Source organism: Blastococcus brunescens (assembly GCF_035320885.1).
Classification (GTDB): Bacteria; Actinomycetota; Actinomycetes; order Mycobacteriales; family Geodermatophilaceae; genus Blastococcus_B; species Blastococcus_B brunescens.
Window position 1 is genome coordinate 1,816,465 of the sequence record NZ_CP141261.1, and the last position, 17,192, is coordinate 1,833,656.

General features: G+C 73.1%; 23 protein-coding genes, 1 tRNA gene and 3 pseudogenes. 22 read left to right on the forward strand and 5 right to left on the reverse strand.

All coding sequences use genetic code 11. The features are described from left to right. Positions 1-15 precede the first annotated feature (15 nt). The gene (locus U6N30_RS12095; RefSeq protein WP_324277478.1) at positions 16-549 is read right to left on the reverse strand and encodes an SsgA family sporulation/cell division regulator; all 534 of its coding nucleotides are present in this window, start codon (positions 547-549) and stop codon (positions 16-18) included. Positions 550-803: 254 nt separating this feature from the next. On the opposite strand from U6N30_RS12095, the pseudogene U6N30_RS12100 reads away from it, so the two are divergent. From U6N30_RS12100 to U6N30_RS12120, 5 genes and pseudogenes are all read left to right on the forward strand, one after another. Next, positions 804-923, forward strand: a pseudogene (locus tag U6N30_RS12100) (RNA polymerase subunit sigma-24); the annotation flags it as partial. Between the two features lie 62 nt (positions 924-985). Beyond that, positions 986-1,543, forward strand: coding sequence for a sigma-70 family RNA polymerase sigma factor (locus U6N30_RS12105; RefSeq protein ID WP_324277479.1), 558 nt, complete (start codon positions 986-988; stop codon positions 1,541-1,543). A gap of 111 nt (positions 1,544-1,654) precedes the next feature. After that, positions 1,655-2,161, forward strand: coding sequence for an anti-sigma factor (locus U6N30_RS12110; RefSeq protein WP_324277480.1), 507 nt, complete (start codon positions 1,655-1,657; stop codon positions 2,159-2,161). 83 nt (positions 2,162-2,244) lie between these two features. Then, positions 2,245-2,643 (forward strand): TIGR02611 family protein, encoded by a 399-nt coding sequence (locus U6N30_RS12115; RefSeq protein WP_324277481.1) that lies wholly within the window; start codon positions 2,245-2,247, stop codon positions 2,641-2,643. A 41-nt stretch (positions 2,644-2,684) separates the two neighbouring features. After that, positions 2,685-2,756 (forward strand) — tRNA-Val (locus U6N30_RS12120). A gap of 51 nt (positions 2,757-2,807) precedes the next feature. On the opposite strand, the gene U6N30_RS12125 is transcribed toward U6N30_RS12120, so the two are convergent. From U6N30_RS12125 to U6N30_RS12135, 4 genes are read right to left on the reverse strand one after another with little or no spacing between them, the layout of a single operon-like run. Next, complete coding sequence (locus U6N30_RS12125) at positions 2,808-3,329, reverse strand: multicopper oxidase domain-containing protein (RefSeq protein ID WP_324277482.1); 522 nt, start codon at positions 3,327-3,329, stop codon at positions 2,808-2,810. Next, positions 3,215-4,060, reverse strand: a complete 846-nt coding sequence (locus tag U6N30_RS12130; RefSeq protein ID WP_324277483.1) for a multicopper oxidase family protein — start codon at positions 4,058-4,060, stop codon at positions 3,215-3,217. Before U6N30_RS12130 ends, U6N30_RS12125 begins: the two co-directional genes overlap by 115 nt. 11 nt (positions 4,061-4,071) lie before the next feature. Continuing rightward, positions 4,072-4,212: a twin-arginine translocation signal domain-containing protein gene (locus U6N30_RS33810; RefSeq protein ID WP_422678066.1), complete on the reverse strand. Its 141-nt coding sequence runs from the start codon at positions 4,210-4,212 to the stop codon at positions 4,072-4,074. After that, the gene (locus U6N30_RS12135; RefSeq protein ID WP_324277484.1) at positions 4,209-5,045 is read right to left on the reverse strand and encodes a hypothetical protein; all 837 of its coding nucleotides are present in this window, start codon (positions 5,043-5,045) and stop codon (positions 4,209-4,211) included. Before U6N30_RS12135 ends, U6N30_RS33810 begins: the two co-directional genes overlap by 4 nt. A gap of 207 nt (positions 5,046-5,252) precedes the next feature. On the opposite strand from U6N30_RS12135, the pseudogene U6N30_RS12140 reads away from it, so the two are divergent. From U6N30_RS12140 to U6N30_RS12220, 17 genes and pseudogenes are all read left to right on the forward strand, one after another. Beyond that, positions 5,253-5,417: pseudogene (locus U6N30_RS12140) on the forward strand (MOSC N-terminal beta barrel domain-containing protein); the annotation flags it as partial. 122 nt (positions 5,418-5,539) lie between these two features. After that, positions 5,540-5,797, forward strand: a complete 258-nt coding sequence (locus tag U6N30_RS12145; protein ID WP_324278677.1) for a hypothetical protein — start codon at positions 5,540-5,542, stop codon at positions 5,795-5,797. 9 nt (positions 5,798-5,806) lie between these two features. Continuing rightward, positions 5,807-6,757, forward strand: a complete 951-nt coding sequence (locus U6N30_RS12150; protein WP_324277485.1) for a CapA family protein — start codon at positions 5,807-5,809, stop codon at positions 6,755-6,757. Beyond that, entirely contained in the window at positions 6,706-6,906 is a 201-nt protein-coding gene (locus U6N30_RS12155; RefSeq protein ID WP_324277486.1) for a hypothetical protein, read from the forward strand. Before U6N30_RS12150 ends, U6N30_RS12155 begins: the two co-directional genes overlap by 52 nt. Before the next feature lie 39 nt (positions 6,907-6,945). Next, positions 6,946-8,238, forward strand: coding sequence for a threonine--tRNA ligase (locus U6N30_RS12160; protein WP_324277487.1), 1,293 nt, complete (start codon positions 6,946-6,948; stop codon positions 8,236-8,238). A gap of 148 nt (positions 8,239-8,386) precedes the next feature. After that, positions 8,387-9,505 (forward strand): His/Gly/Thr/Pro-type tRNA ligase C-terminal domain-containing protein, encoded by a 1,119-nt coding sequence (locus U6N30_RS12165; protein WP_324277488.1) that lies wholly within the window; start codon positions 8,387-8,389, stop codon positions 9,503-9,505. 1 nt (position 9,506) lies between these two features. Further along, positions 9,507-10,145 carry a phosphatidylinositol phosphate synthase gene (pgsA, locus tag U6N30_RS12170; RefSeq protein WP_324277489.1) on the forward strand — a complete coding sequence of 213 codons (639 nt, stop codon included), beginning with the start codon at positions 9,507-9,509 and terminating at the stop codon, positions 10,143-10,145. Continuing rightward, positions 10,093-11,079 carry a phosphatidylinositol mannoside acyltransferase gene (locus U6N30_RS12175; RefSeq protein WP_324277490.1) on the forward strand — a complete coding sequence of 329 codons (987 nt, stop codon included), beginning with the start codon at positions 10,093-10,095 and terminating at the stop codon, positions 11,077-11,079. The genes pgsA and U6N30_RS12175 overlap by 53 nt, the downstream gene beginning before the upstream one ends. Continuing rightward, positions 11,079-11,756: a glycosyltransferase family 4 protein gene (locus U6N30_RS12180; RefSeq protein ID WP_324277491.1), complete on the forward strand. Its 678-nt coding sequence runs from the start codon at positions 11,079-11,081 to the stop codon at positions 11,754-11,756. The genes U6N30_RS12175 and U6N30_RS12180 overlap by 1 nt, the downstream gene beginning before the upstream one ends. Continuing rightward, positions 11,702-12,841 (forward strand): glycosyltransferase family 4 protein, encoded by a 1,140-nt coding sequence (locus U6N30_RS12185; protein ID WP_324278267.1) that lies wholly within the window; start codon positions 11,702-11,704, stop codon positions 12,839-12,841. The genes U6N30_RS12180 and U6N30_RS12185 overlap by 55 nt, the downstream gene beginning before the upstream one ends. 15 nt (positions 12,842-12,856) lie before the next feature. Next, on the forward strand, positions 12,857-13,780 hold the full coding sequence (pdxS, locus tag U6N30_RS12190; RefSeq protein WP_324278268.1) for a pyridoxal 5'-phosphate synthase lyase subunit PdxS: 924 nt from the start codon (positions 12,857-12,859) through the stop codon (positions 13,778-13,780). A gap of 10 nt (positions 13,781-13,790) precedes the next feature. Then, positions 13,791-14,438, forward strand: a complete 648-nt coding sequence (locus U6N30_RS12195; RefSeq protein ID WP_324277492.1) for a heparan-alpha-glucosaminide N-acetyltransferase domain-containing protein — start codon at positions 13,791-13,793, stop codon at positions 14,436-14,438. A 23-nt stretch (positions 14,439-14,461) separates the two neighbouring features. Continuing rightward, positions 14,462-14,887, forward strand: a complete 426-nt coding sequence (locus U6N30_RS12200) for a DUF418 domain-containing protein (protein ID WP_324277493.1) — start codon at positions 14,462-14,464, stop codon at positions 14,885-14,887. A 23-nt stretch (positions 14,888-14,910) separates the two neighbouring features. After that, a complete protein-coding gene (pdxT, locus tag U6N30_RS12205; RefSeq protein WP_324277494.1) occupies positions 14,911-15,579 on the forward strand; it encodes a pyridoxal 5'-phosphate synthase glutaminase subunit PdxT in 669 nt (222 codons plus the stop codon). Between the two features lie 82 nt (positions 15,580-15,661). Further along, positions 15,662-16,411 carry a YebC/PmpR family DNA-binding transcriptional regulator gene (locus U6N30_RS12210; RefSeq protein WP_324277495.1) on the forward strand — a complete coding sequence of 250 codons (750 nt, stop codon included), beginning with the start codon at positions 15,662-15,664 and terminating at the stop codon, positions 16,409-16,411. A gap of 176 nt (positions 16,412-16,587) precedes the next feature. Then, complete coding sequence (gene ruvC, locus U6N30_RS12215; RefSeq protein WP_324277496.1) at positions 16,588-17,121, forward strand: crossover junction endodeoxyribonuclease RuvC; 534 nt, start codon at positions 16,588-16,590, stop codon at positions 17,119-17,121. Next, positions 17,118-17,183 (forward strand): annotated as a pseudogene (locus tag U6N30_RS12220) (Holliday junction branch migration protein RuvA); the annotation flags it as partial. The gene ruvC and the pseudogene U6N30_RS12220, both read left to right, overlap by 4 nt. Positions 17,184-17,192 lie beyond the last annotated feature (9 nt).

Consider the following 17,192-nt stretch of genomic DNA (forward strand, 5'->3'; position numbering starts at 1 on the left):
GTTGCGTGGAGAACTCTAACCGACCCCTCCGAGCCGTCCAAGCAGGGGGTCCCGACGCCCCGGCTGGAGGCGGCGTCGAGGTCGAACCCGCAGGTCAGCGGCCCGAGGGATCCGCTCCGCCGTTGGAGAGGAGCACGTGAAGCTCGTCGTCGAGGTCGAGCAGTTCGCTCTCCGTCCCGGAAGGCACGAGGGCCTCGGTGTGCCGGAGGAAGGCCGCCACGGTGGCCCGGGACAGCTCGAACAGCGCCTCCCCGGAGGGGCGCGCAGGTGCAGGAACAGCACATCGGTCGCCGCGTGCGCCGGCCACAGCCGGACGTCGCCGTCGCCCGCGGGGGCGTCGAGCCCCGCCTGGAGCAGCTCGCGGCTCAGCAGCCAGGCGATGCCTCCGTCGTCGAGGTCGACCACGCCGTTCTCGTCGCCCACGTCACCGAAGGCGATCCGGACGGCGAACGGGTCGGCTGCGTCGTAGCAGAGCAGAGCCGGTACCTCGGTCCACGACTGCGGACCGACCAGCTGGAGGGTGATGGGGGACGTGTACCCGGGGTCCAACCGCTGCGCATGTCAGGTCAACGACCGTCGGTTCTCGAAGTGACGTGGCATTGCACTTCCTTCACATCCGTCACACGGGCGGGGCAGGCCGAGCTGCTGTCGCCCCCGACATGCCCGGACCGGCGCCCGGTGAACCGCCGGACAGGCCAGGAATGAACCGCTGGGGCGGGAGTCGCCGAATGATGCGTGTGATTATGGGAGTCGTGACCTCCCCGGTGCGCCGTCCCGACGACGCCTCGGGGGATGCGGAGATCATGCGCCGCATTCGGGCCGGCGACCGCACCGCCATCGACGACCTCTACGAGCGCTTCCGTCGCCCGGCGTACTCCCTGGCCCGGCGGATCCTGGCCGACGACGCGCTCGCCGAGGACGTGCTCCAGGAGGTGTTCCTGAGCGTGTGGCGCGACCCGGCGGCATTCGATCGAGGGCGGGGAGCGTGGCGTCCTGGCTCCTCGCGGTGGTGCACCACAAGGCGGTCGACGCCGTCCGGCGCGAGGAGTCCCAGCGTCGGCGGCAGGCGCAGGCGGAGGACGAGATGGTGCTGGACGCGCCCATGGCGACGCGCGACGTCGAGGACGACGCCTGGTCGCGGTTGGTCGGCGAACACGTGCGGACGGCGATGGCCGCCCTCTCCCAGCCCCAGCGCGAGGCGCTCACGCTGGCCTACTACGGCGGCTACACGCAGCGGGAGGTCGCCGCACTCACCGGAACCCCGCTCGGCACCGTCAAGACCCGCATGCTGGCCGGCATGCGCCGGCTCAAGCAGGAACTCGGCGGGCCGGCCTCGAGCGGTGCCCTGGGCGGCGCCTCGTCGGCCGAGGGTCGCAGCGATGAACGCCGACCATGCCCGGTTCGACGAGCTGGCCGTGGGCTGGGCGCTGCACGCGCTCGAGCCCGAGGACGAGGCCGACTTCACCCGGCACCTGAGCGGGTGCGCCCGCTGCGCGGAGACCGTCGCGGAGACCACCGGGGTGATGGGCGAGATGGCCGCTGACCTCCCGCAGGCCGAGCCGTCGGAGGGCCTCCGGACCCGGCTGCGGACCGCTGTGGAGGCGACCGAGCAGGTGCACCGGCCCACGGCGCCGGGCCGCCGGCGGCCACACCCGTGCCCGCACCGCGGGCCGCCCCGTCCCGACGCCGGGCACTGTCCCTGGCCCTCGTGGCGGCCGGTGTCGCTGCCGTCCTCGGCCTGGGCCTGTGGAACGTCGGGCTCCGGTCGGAGCGCGCCGAGCTGAGCTCCACCGTCGCCCAGCAGCAGGACGTCGTCGACGCGCTGGTGGACCCGGACCGGGTCGTGCTCGATCCGCTCGGAGCGGACGGGCGACCGGTCGCCACGGTGGTGCCGCGCGAGGACGGGATCCAGGTGGTCACCCACGGCCTGTCGGTCAACGCCGCCGCGAGCACGACGTACGTCGTCTGGGGCGTGGGGAGCGACGGTGCGAAACCTCTCGGAACCTTCGACGTGGAGCGGTCACAGATCGAGCTCCGAACCGTAGGCTCCCAGCCGACCGGTATCGACGACTTCGCGCAGTACGCCATCAGCCTCGAGCCCGGTCAGGAGGCTCCGTCCGGACCGACGGAGATCGTGGCGACCGGGCAGGTGACCAGCTGAGCGAGTACGGGACGGCGGCACCGCCGGAGACCGCGCACCGGGAGAGCTCCCAGGAGCGGCGGGACCGCTACGACTCCGACGAGGTGAACAGCCTGCGCGAGCGGGTGGCGGACACCCGCTGGCGGCAACGCATCGCCGCCCGGCGCACCCTCAACCACAGCTACCGAGTAGGCGTGGGCATCGTGGGTGGGCTGATCGTGGCCTTCGGCCTGGCCACGATCCCGCTGCCCGGACCCGGCTGGCTCACCGTCATCGCCGGCCTGTTCGTGCTGGCCTCGGAGTTCACGTGGGCCGAGCGGCTGCTCGAGTTCACCAAGAGGCGGGTCAAGCGCTGGACCGACTGGATGACGGCGCAGCCGCTGTGGGTGCGGCTGCTCATCGGCGCGGCCACGGCGGTGTTCGTCTACGCCGTCCTCGTCGTCACCCTGCACGTGATGGGGGTGCCGGACTGGATGCCGGGGTGGGTGCCGCTCTGGCGGTGAGCTTCTGGCACAATCACATCGCGCGGCCGGAAGGCCGCACCGGGCGATTGGCTCAGTGGTAGAGCGCTTCGTTCACACCGAAGAGGTCACTGGTTCGAACCCAGTATCGCCCACCCGGAGAAGGCCCGGCCCGCGCTGCGGACCGGGCCTTCCGCTCTGTTCGATCAGCGCCGTCCGTACTCGACCAGCCGGACCATCCCGTCCTCCATGTGGTGGTGGTTGTGGCAGTGGAACAGCCACCGCCCCGGGTTCGTCGCGAGGAAGTCGAAGGTCACCTCGCCGCCCCGCGCGGGCACGGTGACGGTGTCTTTGACCGGCCCACGTCCAATCGTCGTCAGCACCTGGAAGTGGTGGCCGTGCAGGTGCATCGGGTGCCACTTGGCGCTGGTGTTGCGCATCGTGAACCGCACCCACTCGCCCTCGGCGACCGGCAGCGGGTCGGCGTCGGGATAGCTCTGTCCGCCGATCTCCGTGCCCGACAGGACCAGGTCGTACCGGCGGTCCGGGGCCCCGTCCGGGAGGGCCAGCGGCTCGCGCGCCAGCAGCGTGTCGTAGGCCAGCAGCTGTCCGGTCAGCTCGGCCGGCCGGTCCGCGACCGGTGGGGCGGGGTGGCGTCGCTGCCCGTGCAGCGCAGCAGGGCGCGTCCCCAGCCGTCCCGGCCCTCCGGCTGCACGCCGATCTGCCACACCCCGCCGGACGGCGCCGCGTCGACGAGGACGTCGTACCGCTCACCCATCCCGAGCCGCAGCGCGTCGACGGTGGTCGGCTCCACCGGCATCCCGTCGGTGTGGGTGACCGTCAGCCGGTGCCCGGCGACCGCGAACCGGAAGCCGGTGTCGGCCGCGATGTTCATGACCCGCAGCCGCACCCGGTCGCCGGGCCGTGCCTCCAGTACGGCGGGGTCCTCGGGCGGGCGGCCGTTCACCAGGAGGAGGGGATAGGCCCGACCGCCGAAGGAGACGTCGTCACCCGGGTCCGCATCCGTCTCCGCCGGCTCCTCGGCCGTGGGGGTGTGCGCCGCGTGGGCGTCGATGCCGTCGCGCCAGTCGTCGAGCATGAGGGTGTACTCGCGGTCGTAGGCGAGTTCCTCGGTCCGCGGCTCCACGATCAGCGGGCCGTACAGCCCGCGGTCCAGCTGCATGCCGACGTGCGCGTGGTACATGAAGGAGCCGGGGATCGGTGTCTCGAACTCGTAGGTGAAGCCCTCGCCCGGCGCCACCGGGTCCTGGGTGATCCCGGGGACGCCGTCCATCCCGTTCGGCGGCGCCAGCCCGTGCCAGTGCACGGTGGTGTCCTCGGTCAGCTCGTTCTGGAGCTGCACGCGCAGCGTGTCCCCGGCCCGGAGCCGGATCTCCGGTCCCGGGACCGTGCCGTAGCCCCAGGTCGGCACCGCGTGGCCGGCCAGGTCCATCCGCATCGGCGCGGCCGTCAGCCGCAGGCCCCCGCGGAGGAGGGGCCTGCGGTCGACGGCTGGCGGCCCGAGCAGCCGGTGACCAGCGCGAGCCCCGCGGCGGCGGTCAGCCCCAGGAACTGGCGCCGGGTCGCACCCGGACCCTGGAACGGGGTCACTCGGCGGTGAACTCCGCCATCATCCCGAGGGTGAAGTGCGGCGGCCCCTCACCCTCGTGCTCGTGGGTCGTCCCTTCGGGCACGAAGCACACCGCGGCATACCGGCCCGGCTCGAGCTGCAGGAAGGTGGTGTCCGACGCTCCCGGTTCGGCGAAGGCCGCACCGGTGAAGGTGACCATGCTCATGGCCTCCTCCTCGGGGAGCATCAGCAGCTCCTCGACCGGCATGGTCACGTCGTCGTTGATCCGCGCCAGGCCGATCTCGTGCAGCTCCTCGCCCTCGTTGTGGAAGGTGACCGCGACCGTGCCGGCCTCGATGCTGTCGGGGATGCCCTCGTACTCGTAGTCGACGCCGGTGGCCTCGAGCTGCTCGTAGCCGCACTCGGCGAGCATGTACTCGTCCATCGCGGCGTCGGCCTCCTGGAACTCCGGGCCGTCCAGCGCCGCGGTGTCGCCGCTGGACATGGCCTCCCGGGCGAGCGAGGCGGCGGTCTCCACGTCGTCGGCGATCTCGTCGGGCGCGGTCTCCTCGACGCGGCTGAGCAGCGGCTCCACGCGCCCGCCGAACTCCTCGAGCGCGGCCTGCATCTCCTCGGGGGTCGCCGTCTCGAAGTCGACGTCCGGCCCCATCCCGAAGGCGGCCTCCACCTCGACCGCGGCCTCGCAGAACTGCGCGGGATCGGCGGCCTCCGCCGCGCTGGTCTCCGCGGCGGTCTGGGTGTCCTCGCCGCCGGAGTCGTCCGATCCGCAGGCGACCATCGTGGCCGCCAGCGCGAGCGACGCGCCGCCCAGTGCCAGGCGGCGGGCCGCCCGGGTTCCGGTCGTCCTGTGCATGTTCTCCAACCTCTCTGCCAATGGACGGCGGGCGCCGGCCGTGTCGACGGTGCAGGGTTGCGAGGAGGAGGCGGCCATGGCGGTCCCGGATGCACCGTGCGTGATGACGGTGCGCCGAAGCCCTGTGATTCGTCACGCGCCGTCATGGATTCCGGCCGCTCCGTGGTACGGCTCCGTACCGAGCACCGCCGGTACCGTCCAGGGGTGATGACGGAGCGGCCGGTGGGACGGGTCGAGGAGATCTGGGTCTACCCGGTGAAATCCTTGGCTGGCAGGCTGGTGACCAGCGCCGAGGTGGGTTCCGGCGGCGTGTCCGGCGACCGGGCCGCGAGCGTGGTGGCCGACGACGGCGCGCCGATCCGCGCCAAGGAGGCACCGGGGCTGGCGAGGCTGTCGCCGGACACCGCCGACGCCGCGTCGCTCTCGGCGACGGTCGGGCGGCCGGTGCACCTCGAGCCGTCGCCTCCGCAGCCGGGGTGGCGCCGGTCCACCTGGTGTCGCGGCAGGCGGTCGACCGTGCCGCCGGAGGCGACGTGCCCGCAGGGTGTTCGGCCGACGATCCGCGCGCCAACCTGCTGCTCGGCCTCGACGGCGACGTCGATGGCGACGAGCGCACCTGGGTCGGTCGAGACGTCCGGGTCGGCGCGGCCGTCCTGCGGCTGACCCGTACGCCGAAGCACTGCCTGGGCGTCTACGCCGACGTGGTCACCCCCGGCGTGGTGCGCAGCGGCGACGCGGTCGTCCTCCTCTAACGTCGCGGCGTGGGACGCACCCGGGCATGGGCCATCGCCCTGGCGCTCCTCGCAGCCGGCTGCTCCGCGGGCCCGGTCGCTGCTCCGGTGTCGTCCGCGCCGTCGTCCTCGCCCCCGCCGCCCGAGAGCTTCACCCTCGTGGCCACCGGGGACGTGCTCGTCCACCAGGACCGGGCGCTGACGGCCGGTGCGGAGCAGCCCGACGGCTCCTACGACTTCTCCGCGGTCTTCGCGCCGGTGGCCCCGCTCATCGAGGCCGCCGACCTGGCGATCTGCCACCTGGAGACACCGGTCGCGCCGCGCGGCGGCCCGTACCGCGGCTACCCGAGCTTCGCCGTGCAGCCCGAGATCGTCGACGCGCTCGTCGGCGCGGGGTACGACGCCTGCACGACCGCGTCGAACCACTCCCTGGACGACGGGACCGCCGGCCTGGTCCGGACGCTGGACACCCTCGACGCCGCCGGGATCGCGCACGCCGGCACCTACCGCAGCGAGGCGGAGTCCCTGGAGCCGACGCTGGTCGATGCCGGCGGGGTCACCGTCGGGCTCGTGGCAGGCACGTTCGGCCTCAACGGGGTGCCGCTGCCCACGGGGCGGGAGTGGTCGGTGGACGTGGCGCCGGCACCCGACGTCGACGGCGTGCTCGCGGCGGCCTCCCGGGCGCGGACGGCGGGAGCCGAGGTCGTCGTCGCGAGCCTGCACTGCTGCGTGGAGTACCGGCACGACCCGACCGACGACCAGGTCGACGCGGCGACGGCGTTGCTCGCCTCCCCGGACGTCGACCTCGTGCTCGGCCACCACGCCCACGTCGTCCAGCCGATCGAGGCGGTCGCGGGGAGTGGGTGGCCTACGGGCTCGGCAACCACGTCGCGGAGCACGCGACCCGCGGCTACCCGACGGAGGACTCGGTGCTGGCCCGCTTCACCTTCACCCGTGGCGAGGACGGCCGGTTCGCCGTGACGACGGCGGAGGCGGTGCCGCTGGCCATCGAGGTCGGCTCCGACGCGGTGACCGTCGTGCCGGCGGACCCGGAGACCTTCGACCGCGTCGAGGACGTGCTCGGGCGTCGGGGCGGCGTCGCGGCGGGCCTCGAGGTCGTCGCGCACTAGGCTCGGGAGGCCTGTTTCACCGAGCCTCCTGGAGTTCTTGTGTCGACCCCGCCCTCGCCGACCGCCGTACCCCCGATCCGGGTGCCGGCCGGGACGACGGCGATGCAGGCACTGAAGGACGCCGGGATCCCGCTCAAGGGCCCCGACGGCGCCGTCGTCGTCCGCGACGTCACCTCCGGTGACCTCGAGGACCTCGCCTGGGTGCCCGAGGCGGACACCGACGTGGAGCCGGTCCCGGCCGCCAGCGCCGACGGGCGCGCCGTCATCCGGCACTCGGCCGCCCACGTGCTGGCGCAGGCGGTGCAGGAGCTCTTCCCGGGCACGAAGCTGGGCATCGGCCCGCCCGTCGAGAACGGCTTCTACTACGACTTCGACCCCGAGCGGCCGTTCACCCCCGAGGACCTCACCGCCCTCGAGAAGAAGATGACCGAGATCGTCCGCGCCGGGCAGAACTTCTCCCGGCGGGAGATCAGCGACGCCGACGCCCAGGCGGAGCTCGCGCACGAGCCGTACAAGCTCGAGCTGATCGGCCTGAAGGGCGGCGCGGACGACACCGAGGGCGCCTCCGTCGAGGTGGGCGGCGCACAGCTGACCATGTACGACAACCTCGACCCGCGCACCGGTGATCTGGTCTGGACCGACCTCTGCCGCGGGCCGCACCTGCCGCGCACCAGCACCATCCCGGCGTTCAGCCTCACCCGCAGCGCCGCCGCCTACTGGCGCGGCAGCGAGAAGAACCCGCAGCTGCAGCGCATCTACGGCACCGCCTGGGAGAGCAAGGACGCGCACAAGGCGTACCTGGAGCATTTGGCCGAGGCCGAGCGCCGCGACCACCGCCGGCTCGGCGTCGAGCTGGACCTCTTCAGCTTCCCGGACGAGATCGGCTCGGGGCTCCCCGTCTTCCACCCCAAGGGCGGGGTGATCAAGCGGGAGATGGAGGACTACGTCCGCCGCCGGCACCTGGAGGAGGGCTTCGACTACGTCGGCACCCCGCACATCAGCAAGAGCGGGCTGTTCGAGACCTCCGGTCACCTCCCGTACTACGAGGAGACCATGTTCCCGGGCATGGACCTGGACAACGCGACCTACTACCTCAAGGCCATGAACTGCCCGATGCACAACCTGATCTTCCGGTCGCGCGGGCGGTCCTACCGGGAGCTGCCGCTGCGGCTGTTCGAGTTCGGCTCGGTCTACCGCTACGAGCAGTCCGGCGTCGTGCACGGCCTGACCCGGGTGCGCGGCTTCGCCCAGGACGACTCGCACAGCTACGTCACCCCCGAGCAGGCTCCGGGGAGATCCGGCACCTGCTGGCCTTCGTGCTGGGCCTGCTGAGCGACTTCGGGCTCGACGACTACTACCTGGAGCTGTCGACCCGGGGGACGACCCGGAGAAGTGGGCAAAGTTCATCGGGTCGGAGCAGGAGTGGGCGGTCGCCACCGCCGTCCTCGAGGACGCCGCGAAGGAGACCGGCCTGGAACTGGTGCCGGATCCGGGCGGTGCGGCCTACTACGGCCCGAAGATCTCCGTGCAGGCCCGTGACGCCATCGGCCGCACCTGGCAGATGTCGACGATCCAGTACGACTTCAACCAGCCCGCCCGGTTCGGCCTGGAGTACACCTCGGCCGACGGTGGACGGCAGCAGCCGGTGATGATCCACTCCGCGAAGTTCGGGTCGATCGAGCGGTTCTTCGGCGTCCTCACCGAGCACTACGCGGGCGCCTTCCCGGCGTGGCTGGCACCGGTGCAGGTGGTCGGCATCCCGATCACCGACGAGCAGGTGCCCTACCTGGCCGACGTCGCCCTGAAGCTGAAGCAGCGCGGGATCCGGGTGGAGATCGACGACTCCGACGACCGGATGCAGAAGAAGATCCGCACCGCGAGCAAGCAGAAGATCCCCTTCGTGCTCATCGCCGGCGCCACCGACGCGGAGGCATCGGCGGTCTCCTTCCGCTACCGCGACGGCAGCCAGCGCAACGGCGTCCCGGTCGACGAGGCGGTCGAGCAGGTCGCCGCGTGGGTCGCCTCCCGCTCCAACCTCGATCCCTCGGGGAGTCCTCCGGATGAGCGACGACGGGCCGGGCGCTGCCTTCGAGCACCTCTGGACGCCCTACCGGATGGCCTACATCCGCGGCGAGGGCAAGCCGACCGGTGCCCACGACTGCCCGTTCTGCGTCATCCCCACCATGGACGACGAGGAGGGACTGATCGTGGCCCGGGGACGACGGTGTTCGCCGTCCTCAACCTCTACCCGTACAACGCCGGGCACCTGATGCTGGTCCCGTACCGCCACGTGCCCGACTACACCGATCTCACCGACGAGGAGGTCGCCGAACTCGGTGCCTTCACCCAGACGGCGATGCGCACGGTGCGGACGGTCAGCGGGGCACACGGCTTCAACATCGGCATGAACCAGGGCTCGGTGGCCGGTGCCGGCATCGCTGACCACCTGCACCAGCACGCCGTGCCGCGCTGGGGCGGCGACACCAACTTCATGCCGGTCATCGGGCTGACGCGGGTGCTGCCCCAGGTGCTCAAGGAGACGCGGGCGCTCCTCGCCGGCGCGTGGATCGAGCACGCCGTCGCGGTTCGGGGAGGCTGAGGTGCTCGGCAGCAACGCCCGGCCCGCCGTCGCCCGCTTCTGGGCGCCGGTCGTCGCGCGGCTCGCGCGCGTCGGCGTGACCCCGGACATGGTGACGATCACCGGAACCGTCGGCGCGGTCGCGTCCGCGGTCGTCCTGATCGGGAACGGGTGGCTCTTCTGGGGCTCGTTCGCCGTCACCGTCTTCGTGCTGCTCGACATGCTCGACGGCGCGCTGGCCCGCGCCCGCGGCGGTGGCTCGGTCTGGGGCGCGGTCCTCGACTCCACCGGTGACCGCGCGGCCGACGCGGCGATCTTCGGCGCGCTGGTCTGGTGGTACTCCGGGGACGGCGACAACCGGCTCCTGGTCCTGCTCGCGCTCGTCTGCCTCGTGCTCGGGATCCTCACCTCCTACATCAAGGCGCGGGCCGAGGGCGTGGGGCTCTCCTGCGACGTCGGCGTGGTCGAGCGCACCGAGCGGCTGATCCTGGTGCTGGTCGGCGCCGGATTCACCGGGCTCGGCATCCCATACGCGGTGCACGTGGCGCTGTGGGTCCTGCTGGCCGGCAGCGCGGTCACGGTGGCCCAGCGCTTCCTCGCCGTCCGCCGTGCCGCTGCCGACCGGCCACTCCCTGTCCCACCGGCCCCGCCGGCGCCGTGAACGGGGACTCGCGGCACGGCTGACCGACGCCGGCTTCGCGGCCGGTTGGCACGCCGTCCGGCTCCTGCCCGAGCCGGTGGCCCGCGGGCTCTTCGACCGGGCCGGCCGCTGGGCGGCCCGCCGGGACGGCAAGGGCACCCGCCAGCTGCGGGCCAACCTCCGTGTGGTCACCGGCGGGCGGCTGAGCGAGCCCGAACTGGCCTCCCTCACCACCCGGGCCGTGCGCTCCTATGCGCGCTACTGGCAGGAGGCGTTCCGGCTGCCGGCGTTGAGCAGCGAGCGCATCGTCGCCGGCACCGAGGTCGTCGGCCTCGAGCACCTGGAGAAGGCCCGCGCCGGCGGGCGTCCGGTGATCATGGCCCTGCCGCACAGCGGCAACTGGGACGCCGCCGGGGTCTGGTTCATCGACTGGCTCGGCGGTCCGTTCATGACCGTCGCGGAGCGGCTCGAGCCCGAGTCGCTCTACGAGCGGTTCGTGGCCTTCCGGGAGTCCCTGGGCTTCCGGGTGGTGCCGCTGACCGGCGGCCCCCGGCCCAGCACGGAGGTGCTCAGGGAGTGGCTGGGCGAGGGCGGTGCCACCTGCCTGCTGGTCGACCGGAACCTCGGTACCGGCGGCGTCCCGGTCGAGTTCTTCGGCCGCGCCGCGACCCTGCCCGGCGGCGCGGCGCTGCTCGCCGCGCAGACCGGCGCGGCGATGGTCCCGACCGTCTGCCAGTTCACCGAGCGCGGCTGGCGGCTGGTGTTCTCGCCCGAGGTGCCCGTCGCCGGTCCCGGGCGGCTGAAGGACCGGGTGACAGCTGCCATGCAGTCCGTCGCCGACTCGTTCGCCGCCTCCATCGCCGACCGGCCGGAGGACTGGCACATGCTGGGCCGGATCTGGACCGACGTGCCGCCGGACCTGCCCGGCCCGGCTTCGACGCCGGCCGGCCGCTGATGCGCATCGGCATCGTCTGCCCCTACCGCTGGGACGTGCCCGGCGGGGTCCAGTACCACGTGCGCGACCTGGCCGAGACCCTGCTCGGCCTGGGCCACCACGTCGAGGTCCTGACCCCCGCCGAGCGCGAGGACACGCTGCCGCCGTATGCGACCTTCGCCGGCCGCACCGTGCCGGTTCCCTACAACGGCTCGATGGCGAGCATGCAGTTCGGCCCGGTGTCGGCTGCCCGGGTGCGCCGCTGGCTGCGCGACGGGCACTTCGACGTCGTCCACGTGCACGAGCCGGCCTCGCCGTCGGTGTCCCTGCTGGTCTGCATGATCGCGCAGGGTCCCGTCGTGGCCACCTTTCACGCGGCGACGACGCGGTCGAAGTGGCTGGCCGTCGTCGGCCCGTGGGCGCGACCGTGGCTCGAGCGGATCAGCGGCCGGATCGCGGTCTCCGACTTCGCCCGGCGCGTGCAGGTCGAGCACCTCGGCGGGGACGCGGTGATCATCCCCAACGGCGTGCACGTGGACGCCTTCGGCGAGGACCGCCGCTGCCCGGGTTCTGCCGAGGGGTCGACGGTCCGACCATCGGCTTCATCGGCCGCTACCTGGAGCCGCGGAAGGGGCTGCCCGTCCTGCTCGAGGCCCTGCGGACCGTCGTCCGGGAGCACCCCGGAGCCCGCCTCCTGATCGCCGGCCGGGGCGATGCCGACGATCTGTGGCAGCTGGTCGGGAACGACCTCCGGCCGCACATCACCCTGCTCGGCGAGGTCTCCGAGACCGACAAGGCGGCGTTCCTGCGCTCGGTCGACGTGTACTGCGCCCCGAACCTGCTGGGCGAGTCCTTCGGCGTCATCCTCATCGAGGCCCTCGCCGCGGGTGCTCCCATCGTCGCCAGCGATCTCGACGCGTTCGCCCGCGTGCTCGAGGACGGCGTGGCCGGGGTGCTGGTGCGTCGGGGCGACGCCGCCGCGCTGGGCCGCGCCCTCTGCGACCTCCTCGCAGATCCTGACCGCCTGGCCGCACTCTCGACCGGAGGGCCCGGCGCGGCCGCCGCCTACGACTGGCAGGTCCTCGCCCGCCGCATCCTGGCTGTGTACGAGATGGTCGTGCCGCCCGACGGCGGCGTCGTCCTGGCCGCCGAGGACGACGACTTCCCGGGGTGCCGCCCGCACGCAAGCAGGTGCGGACGTCCCTACGGCGACGGGCGTCCCGCTAGCCTGATGCCCCGTGACGCCCGACGCCTGGTTGCTGCTCGGCGGCGTCCTCGCGCTGTTCCTGACCGCCTGGGTGGCCTGGACGCTCAGCCGGCTCAGCCGGCTCGAGGCCCGGGTGGCCCGCGCGTGGACCGCGCTGGACACGCAGCTGCAACGGCGGGCCGGGCTCGCCGAGGAGCTGGCCCGCACCTACCCCGCCGCCGTGGGGAGGACCGGGCCGCCTACCTCGCCGCCTTCGCGGTCGACGCGCGCAACCCCTCGACGGCGACCGGGAGCTGTCGGAGAACGCCCTGGGCCGGGAGCTGCGCGAGCTGCCGGCCGACCTGCCCGGGGTGCCCGCGGCGCTGCAGACCGACCTGGAGGGCACCGCCACGCGCGTGGGACTGGCCCGCCGCTTCTACAACGACGCGGTGCGCGACACCTGTGCGCTGCGCGGTCAGCGGATGCCCCGGCTGCTCGGTCTGCACGCCCGCCGTCCGCTGCCCCGCTACTTCGACATCGACGACCGACTGGAGCAGGTCGCCGGTGCCGGGCAGCACGGCTCCTGATCCGCCGTAAGATCGCTGTTCCACGATCGTCCGTCGACCAGAGGCAGCATCCCGTGTCAGCGCAGACCCCTCCACCGGCACCGAGCGCGTCAAGCGCGGCATGGCCGAACAGCTCAAGGGCGGCGTCATCATGGACGTCGTCACCCCCGAGCAGGCGAAGATCGCCGAGGACGCCGGCGCCGTCGCCGTCATGGCGCTGGAACGGGTGCCCGCCGACATCCGCGCCGAGGGCGGGGTCTCGCGGATGAGCGACCCCGACATGATCGACGGGATCATCTCGGCGGTCTCCATCCCGGTGATGGCCAAGGCGCGCATCGGCCACTTCGTCGAGGCGCGGGTGCTGCAGGCCCTGGGCGTCGACTACATCGACGAGTCCGAGGTGCTGACCCCGGCCGACGAGGCGCACCACATCGCCAAGAGCGAGTTCACCGTGCCGTTCGTGTGCGGCGCCACCGACCTCGGTGAGGCCCTGCGCCGCATCTCCGAGGGCGCGGCGATGATCCGCTCGAAGGGCGAGGCGGGTACCGGCAACGTCGTCGAGGCCACCCGGCACATGCGGTCCATCCGCGCCGGCATCAAGGCGCTCGGCACGCTCGACGAGACCGAGCTGTTCGTGGCGGCCAAGGAGCTGCGCGCGCCGTACGACCTCGTCGCCGAGGTGGCGCGGCTGGGCAAGCTGCCGGTCGTCCTGTTCACCGCCGGCGGCATCGCGACCCCGGCCGACGCGGCGATGATGATGCAGCTGGGCGCCGAGGGCGTGTTCGTGGGTTCGGGCATCTTCAAGTCCGGCGACCCGGCGCAGCGCGCCGCCGCCATCGTGCAGGCGACCACGTTCCACGACGACCCCGACGTCATCGCCAAGGTCTCCCGCGGGCTGGGCGAACCGATGGTCGGCATCAACGTCGCCACGCTCTCGGAGAGCGAGCGGTACGCCACCCGCGGGTGGTGAACCGCCGTTGGTGAGCCCGGACCTCCGGCGCCGCATCCCCGGGCTGGACGTCGCACGCGGGCTCGCCGTCCTCGGCATGTTCGCCGCCCACATGCGCGTGGGCGGTGAGCTCCGACCGGATCCGCAGACCTGGTCCGCGCTGGTCGACGGCCGCTCGTCGATCGTCTTCGCCACCCTGGCCGGCGTCTCGGTCGCGCTCCTCTCGGGGCGCGCCGAGCCGCCCGAAGGCCTGGACCTGTCGCGGGTGCGGCTGCGGATCTTCATCCGGGCCCTGTGGGTGTTCGCGATCGGCTGGGCCCTGCAGCAGCTCGACACGTTCGTGGCGGTGATCCTGGGCGTCTACGGGGTGCTCTTCGTCCTGGTGCTGCCGTTCCTGCGCTGGCCGGTGCGCCGCCTCCTCGTCACCGCGGCCGTCGTCGCGGCCGCCGTTCCGCCGCTGCTCGTGGTCCTCGGCCAGGCGCTCACCGTGGCCGACATGGACGGTGCGCTCGCCGCGGACCTGCTGGTCACCGGCTACTACCCGGCGCTGCTGTGGCTCGCCTTCGTCCTGGTCGGCCTGGCGGTGGGGCGCCTGGACCTGGCCTCCGTCGCGGTACGACGCCGGCTGGCAGCGGCGGGAGCGGCGGCCGCGGTCGTCGGCTACGGCGGGGCTGGCTGAGCACCCGGCTGCTCGCCGACGGGGTGCCGTCCGCGGGTCCCGAGACGGGCTTCACCGTCCCGGACGTGTTCAGCGTCCGCTGGCTGACCGGCGCCGAACCGCACAGCGGCACGACCTTCGAGGCGGTCGGCTCCACCGGGTTCGCCGTCCTGGTGCTGGTCGCGTGCCTGCTGGCGGCGGAGCGGCTGCCGCGGGCCACCGCGCCGCTCGCCGCGGTGGGGGCGCTCGCGCTGACCGTGTACACCGTCCACGTCGTGGCCATCCGGGTCCTCATGGACATCGCTCCGGGGACGGCGCAGGGGCCGGTCGCGTGGCTGTGGTTCACCCTGTGCGCGCTGGTCGGCGCCACCGTCTGGCGGCGCACGGTGGGCCGCGGACCGCTGGAGTGGCTGCTCACCTGGACGTCGAGCAGGGCGGCCGGGCTCGCCCCGTCGTCCCCGGCGGTGTGAGGCGGGCCGTAGCCTGCGCAGTCGTGCTCAGCGGAACCGACCGGCCCGTCATCGGGGTCCTCGCGCTCCAGGGCGACGTCCGGGAGCACCTGGCGGCGCTGCTCGAGCTGGGCGCGGACCCGGTCGCGGTCCGTCGCCCCGAGGAGCTGGCCGCCGTCGACGGGGTGGTGCTGCCCGGTGGTGAGTCGACGACGATCGTCAAGCTGGCCGCCCGGTCCGGCCTGCTCGGCCCGCTCCGTTCCGCCGTCCGCTCGGGTCTCCCTGCGTACGGCTCCTGCGCCGGGATGATCCTGCTGGCCGACCGGATCCTCGACGCACCGCCGGACCAGGAGACGATCGGCGGGATCGACGTGACCGTCCGCCGCAACGCCTTCGGCCGCCAGATCGACTCGTTCGAGTCCGTGGTCGACCTCGGGCTCGACGGTGGCCCGCTGCACGCGGTCTTCATCCGCGCGCCGTGGGTGGAGGAGGCCGGCGAGGGGGTCGAGGTGCTCGGGCGCGTCGTGGGCGGAGCGGCCGACGGTAGGATCGTCGCGGTCCGCCAGGGGAACCTGGTGGCCACGAGCTTCCACCCCGAACTGACCGGGGACCGCCGGGTGCACGCGCTGTTCGTCGACATCGTCAGGTCGTCGGTGGCGGCAGCTCACCCGGCCGAGCAGGCCGGCACCGCTGCCGGGGACGAGAGGGGTTAGCCGTGAGCGAGCTTGCGAGCTCAGCGATGAGCAGAGCAGCGGGGCCGCGAACGCGGCCGACGAGCGCCAGCGAGGAGGACTCGTGAGCGGCCATTCCAAGTGGGCGACGACGAAGCACAAGAAGGCCGGGATCGACGCCAAGCGCGGCAAGCTCTTCGCCAAGCTGATCAAGAACATCGAGGTCGCCGCCCGCACCGGTGGCGGTGACCTCTCCGGGAACCCGACGCTCTTCGACGCGGTCCAGAAGGCGAAGAAGAGCTCGGTCCCCAACGACAACATCGACCGCGCCGTCAAGCGCGGCGCGGGGCTCGAGGCCGGCGGCGTCGACTACCAGGGCATCACCTACGAGGGCTACGCCGCGGGCGGTGTCGCCGTCCTCATCGAGTGCCTGACGGACAACAAGAACCGCTCGGCCATGGAGGTCCGCACCGCCATGACCCGCAACGGCGGGAACATGGCCGACCCCGGCTCGGTCTCCTACCTCTTCTCCCGCAAGGGCGTGGTGGTCGTGCCGAAGGCCGACGGGGTCGACGAGGACGGCGTGCTCATGGCGGTCCTGGACGCCGGCGCCGAGGAGGTGCGCGACCTCGGCGACACCTTCGAGGTGGTCAGCGAGCCCGGCGACCTGGTGGCCGTCCGCACGGCGCTGCAGGACGCCGGGATCGACTACGACTCGGCCGAGGCCGGGTTCGCGCCCAGCGTGACCGTCGAGCTCGACGAGGACGGCGCGGGCAAGGTCTTCCGGCTCATCGACGCGCTCGAGGACCTCGACGACGTGCAGAACGTGTACGCGAACTACGACGTGTCCGACGAGGTGCTGGAGAAGATATAGGACCCCCTCCTCCTCACCCCTCGCACGCTCGGGGCCAGCCTCTGGAGGGGCCGACGGCTGGGTGCGTGTCGTGCTGCCGTGCTGACGGATGGCCGGGCTAGCCTCGGTCGAACAGGCGTTCGGTCGGCGGGGAGGCTTTCCATGCGGGTGCTCGGTATCGACCCGGGCCTCACCCGGTGCGGGTGGGGGTCGTCGACGGCCGCCCCGGCGCGCGGCCGACGGCGGTCGGGGTCGGTGTGCTCCGGACGATGGCCGAACTCGATCTCGAACTGCGGCTGCTCGAGCTGCACACCGGGGTGACCGCCCTGCTGCGCGAGCACCGGCCCGACGTGGTGGCGATCGAGCGCGTCTTCACCCAGAACAACAAGGGCACCGCCATGGGGACGGCGCAGGCCGCGGGTGTGGCGGCGCTCGCCGCCGCGCAGGCCGACCGTCCGGTCGCCTGGCACACCCCCAGCGAGGTCAAGGCGGCCATCTCGGGCAACGGCCGCGCAGACAAGGAGCAAGTCACCCTCATGGTCACCCGTGTGCTGGGTCTCACCGAGGCACCCAAGCCCGCCGACGCGGCCGACGCGCTGGCCCTGGCGGTCTGCCACGCCTGGCGGGGCCCCGCCCAGCAGCGGCTGCGGGCCGCCGCGCTCGCGGGCGGGATCGGGGCGCCGATCCGCCGGACGACCCTGCCGCGGTGGACGGGGGTGGCCGCACGATGATCGCCTCGCTCTCCGGCCGGGTGGCCGCGGTGTCCCCGGACGGCGCTGTCGTGGAGGTCGGCGGCATCGGG

Excerpts from the sequence above, each read along its gene's own strand:
- U6N30_RS12130 (WP_324277483.1), bottom strand. The coding sequence starts at position 4,060 with ATGCGGATGGACCTGGCCGGCCACGCGGTGCCGACCTGGGGCTACGGC.
- U6N30_RS12135 (WP_324277484.1), bottom strand. The coding sequence starts at position 5,045 with ATGCACAGGACGACCGGAACCCGGGCGGCCCGCCGCCTGGCACTGGGC.
- U6N30_RS12180 (WP_324277491.1), top strand. The coding sequence starts at position 11,079 with ATGCGCATCGGCATCGTCTGCCCCTACCGCTGGGACGTGCCCGGCGGG.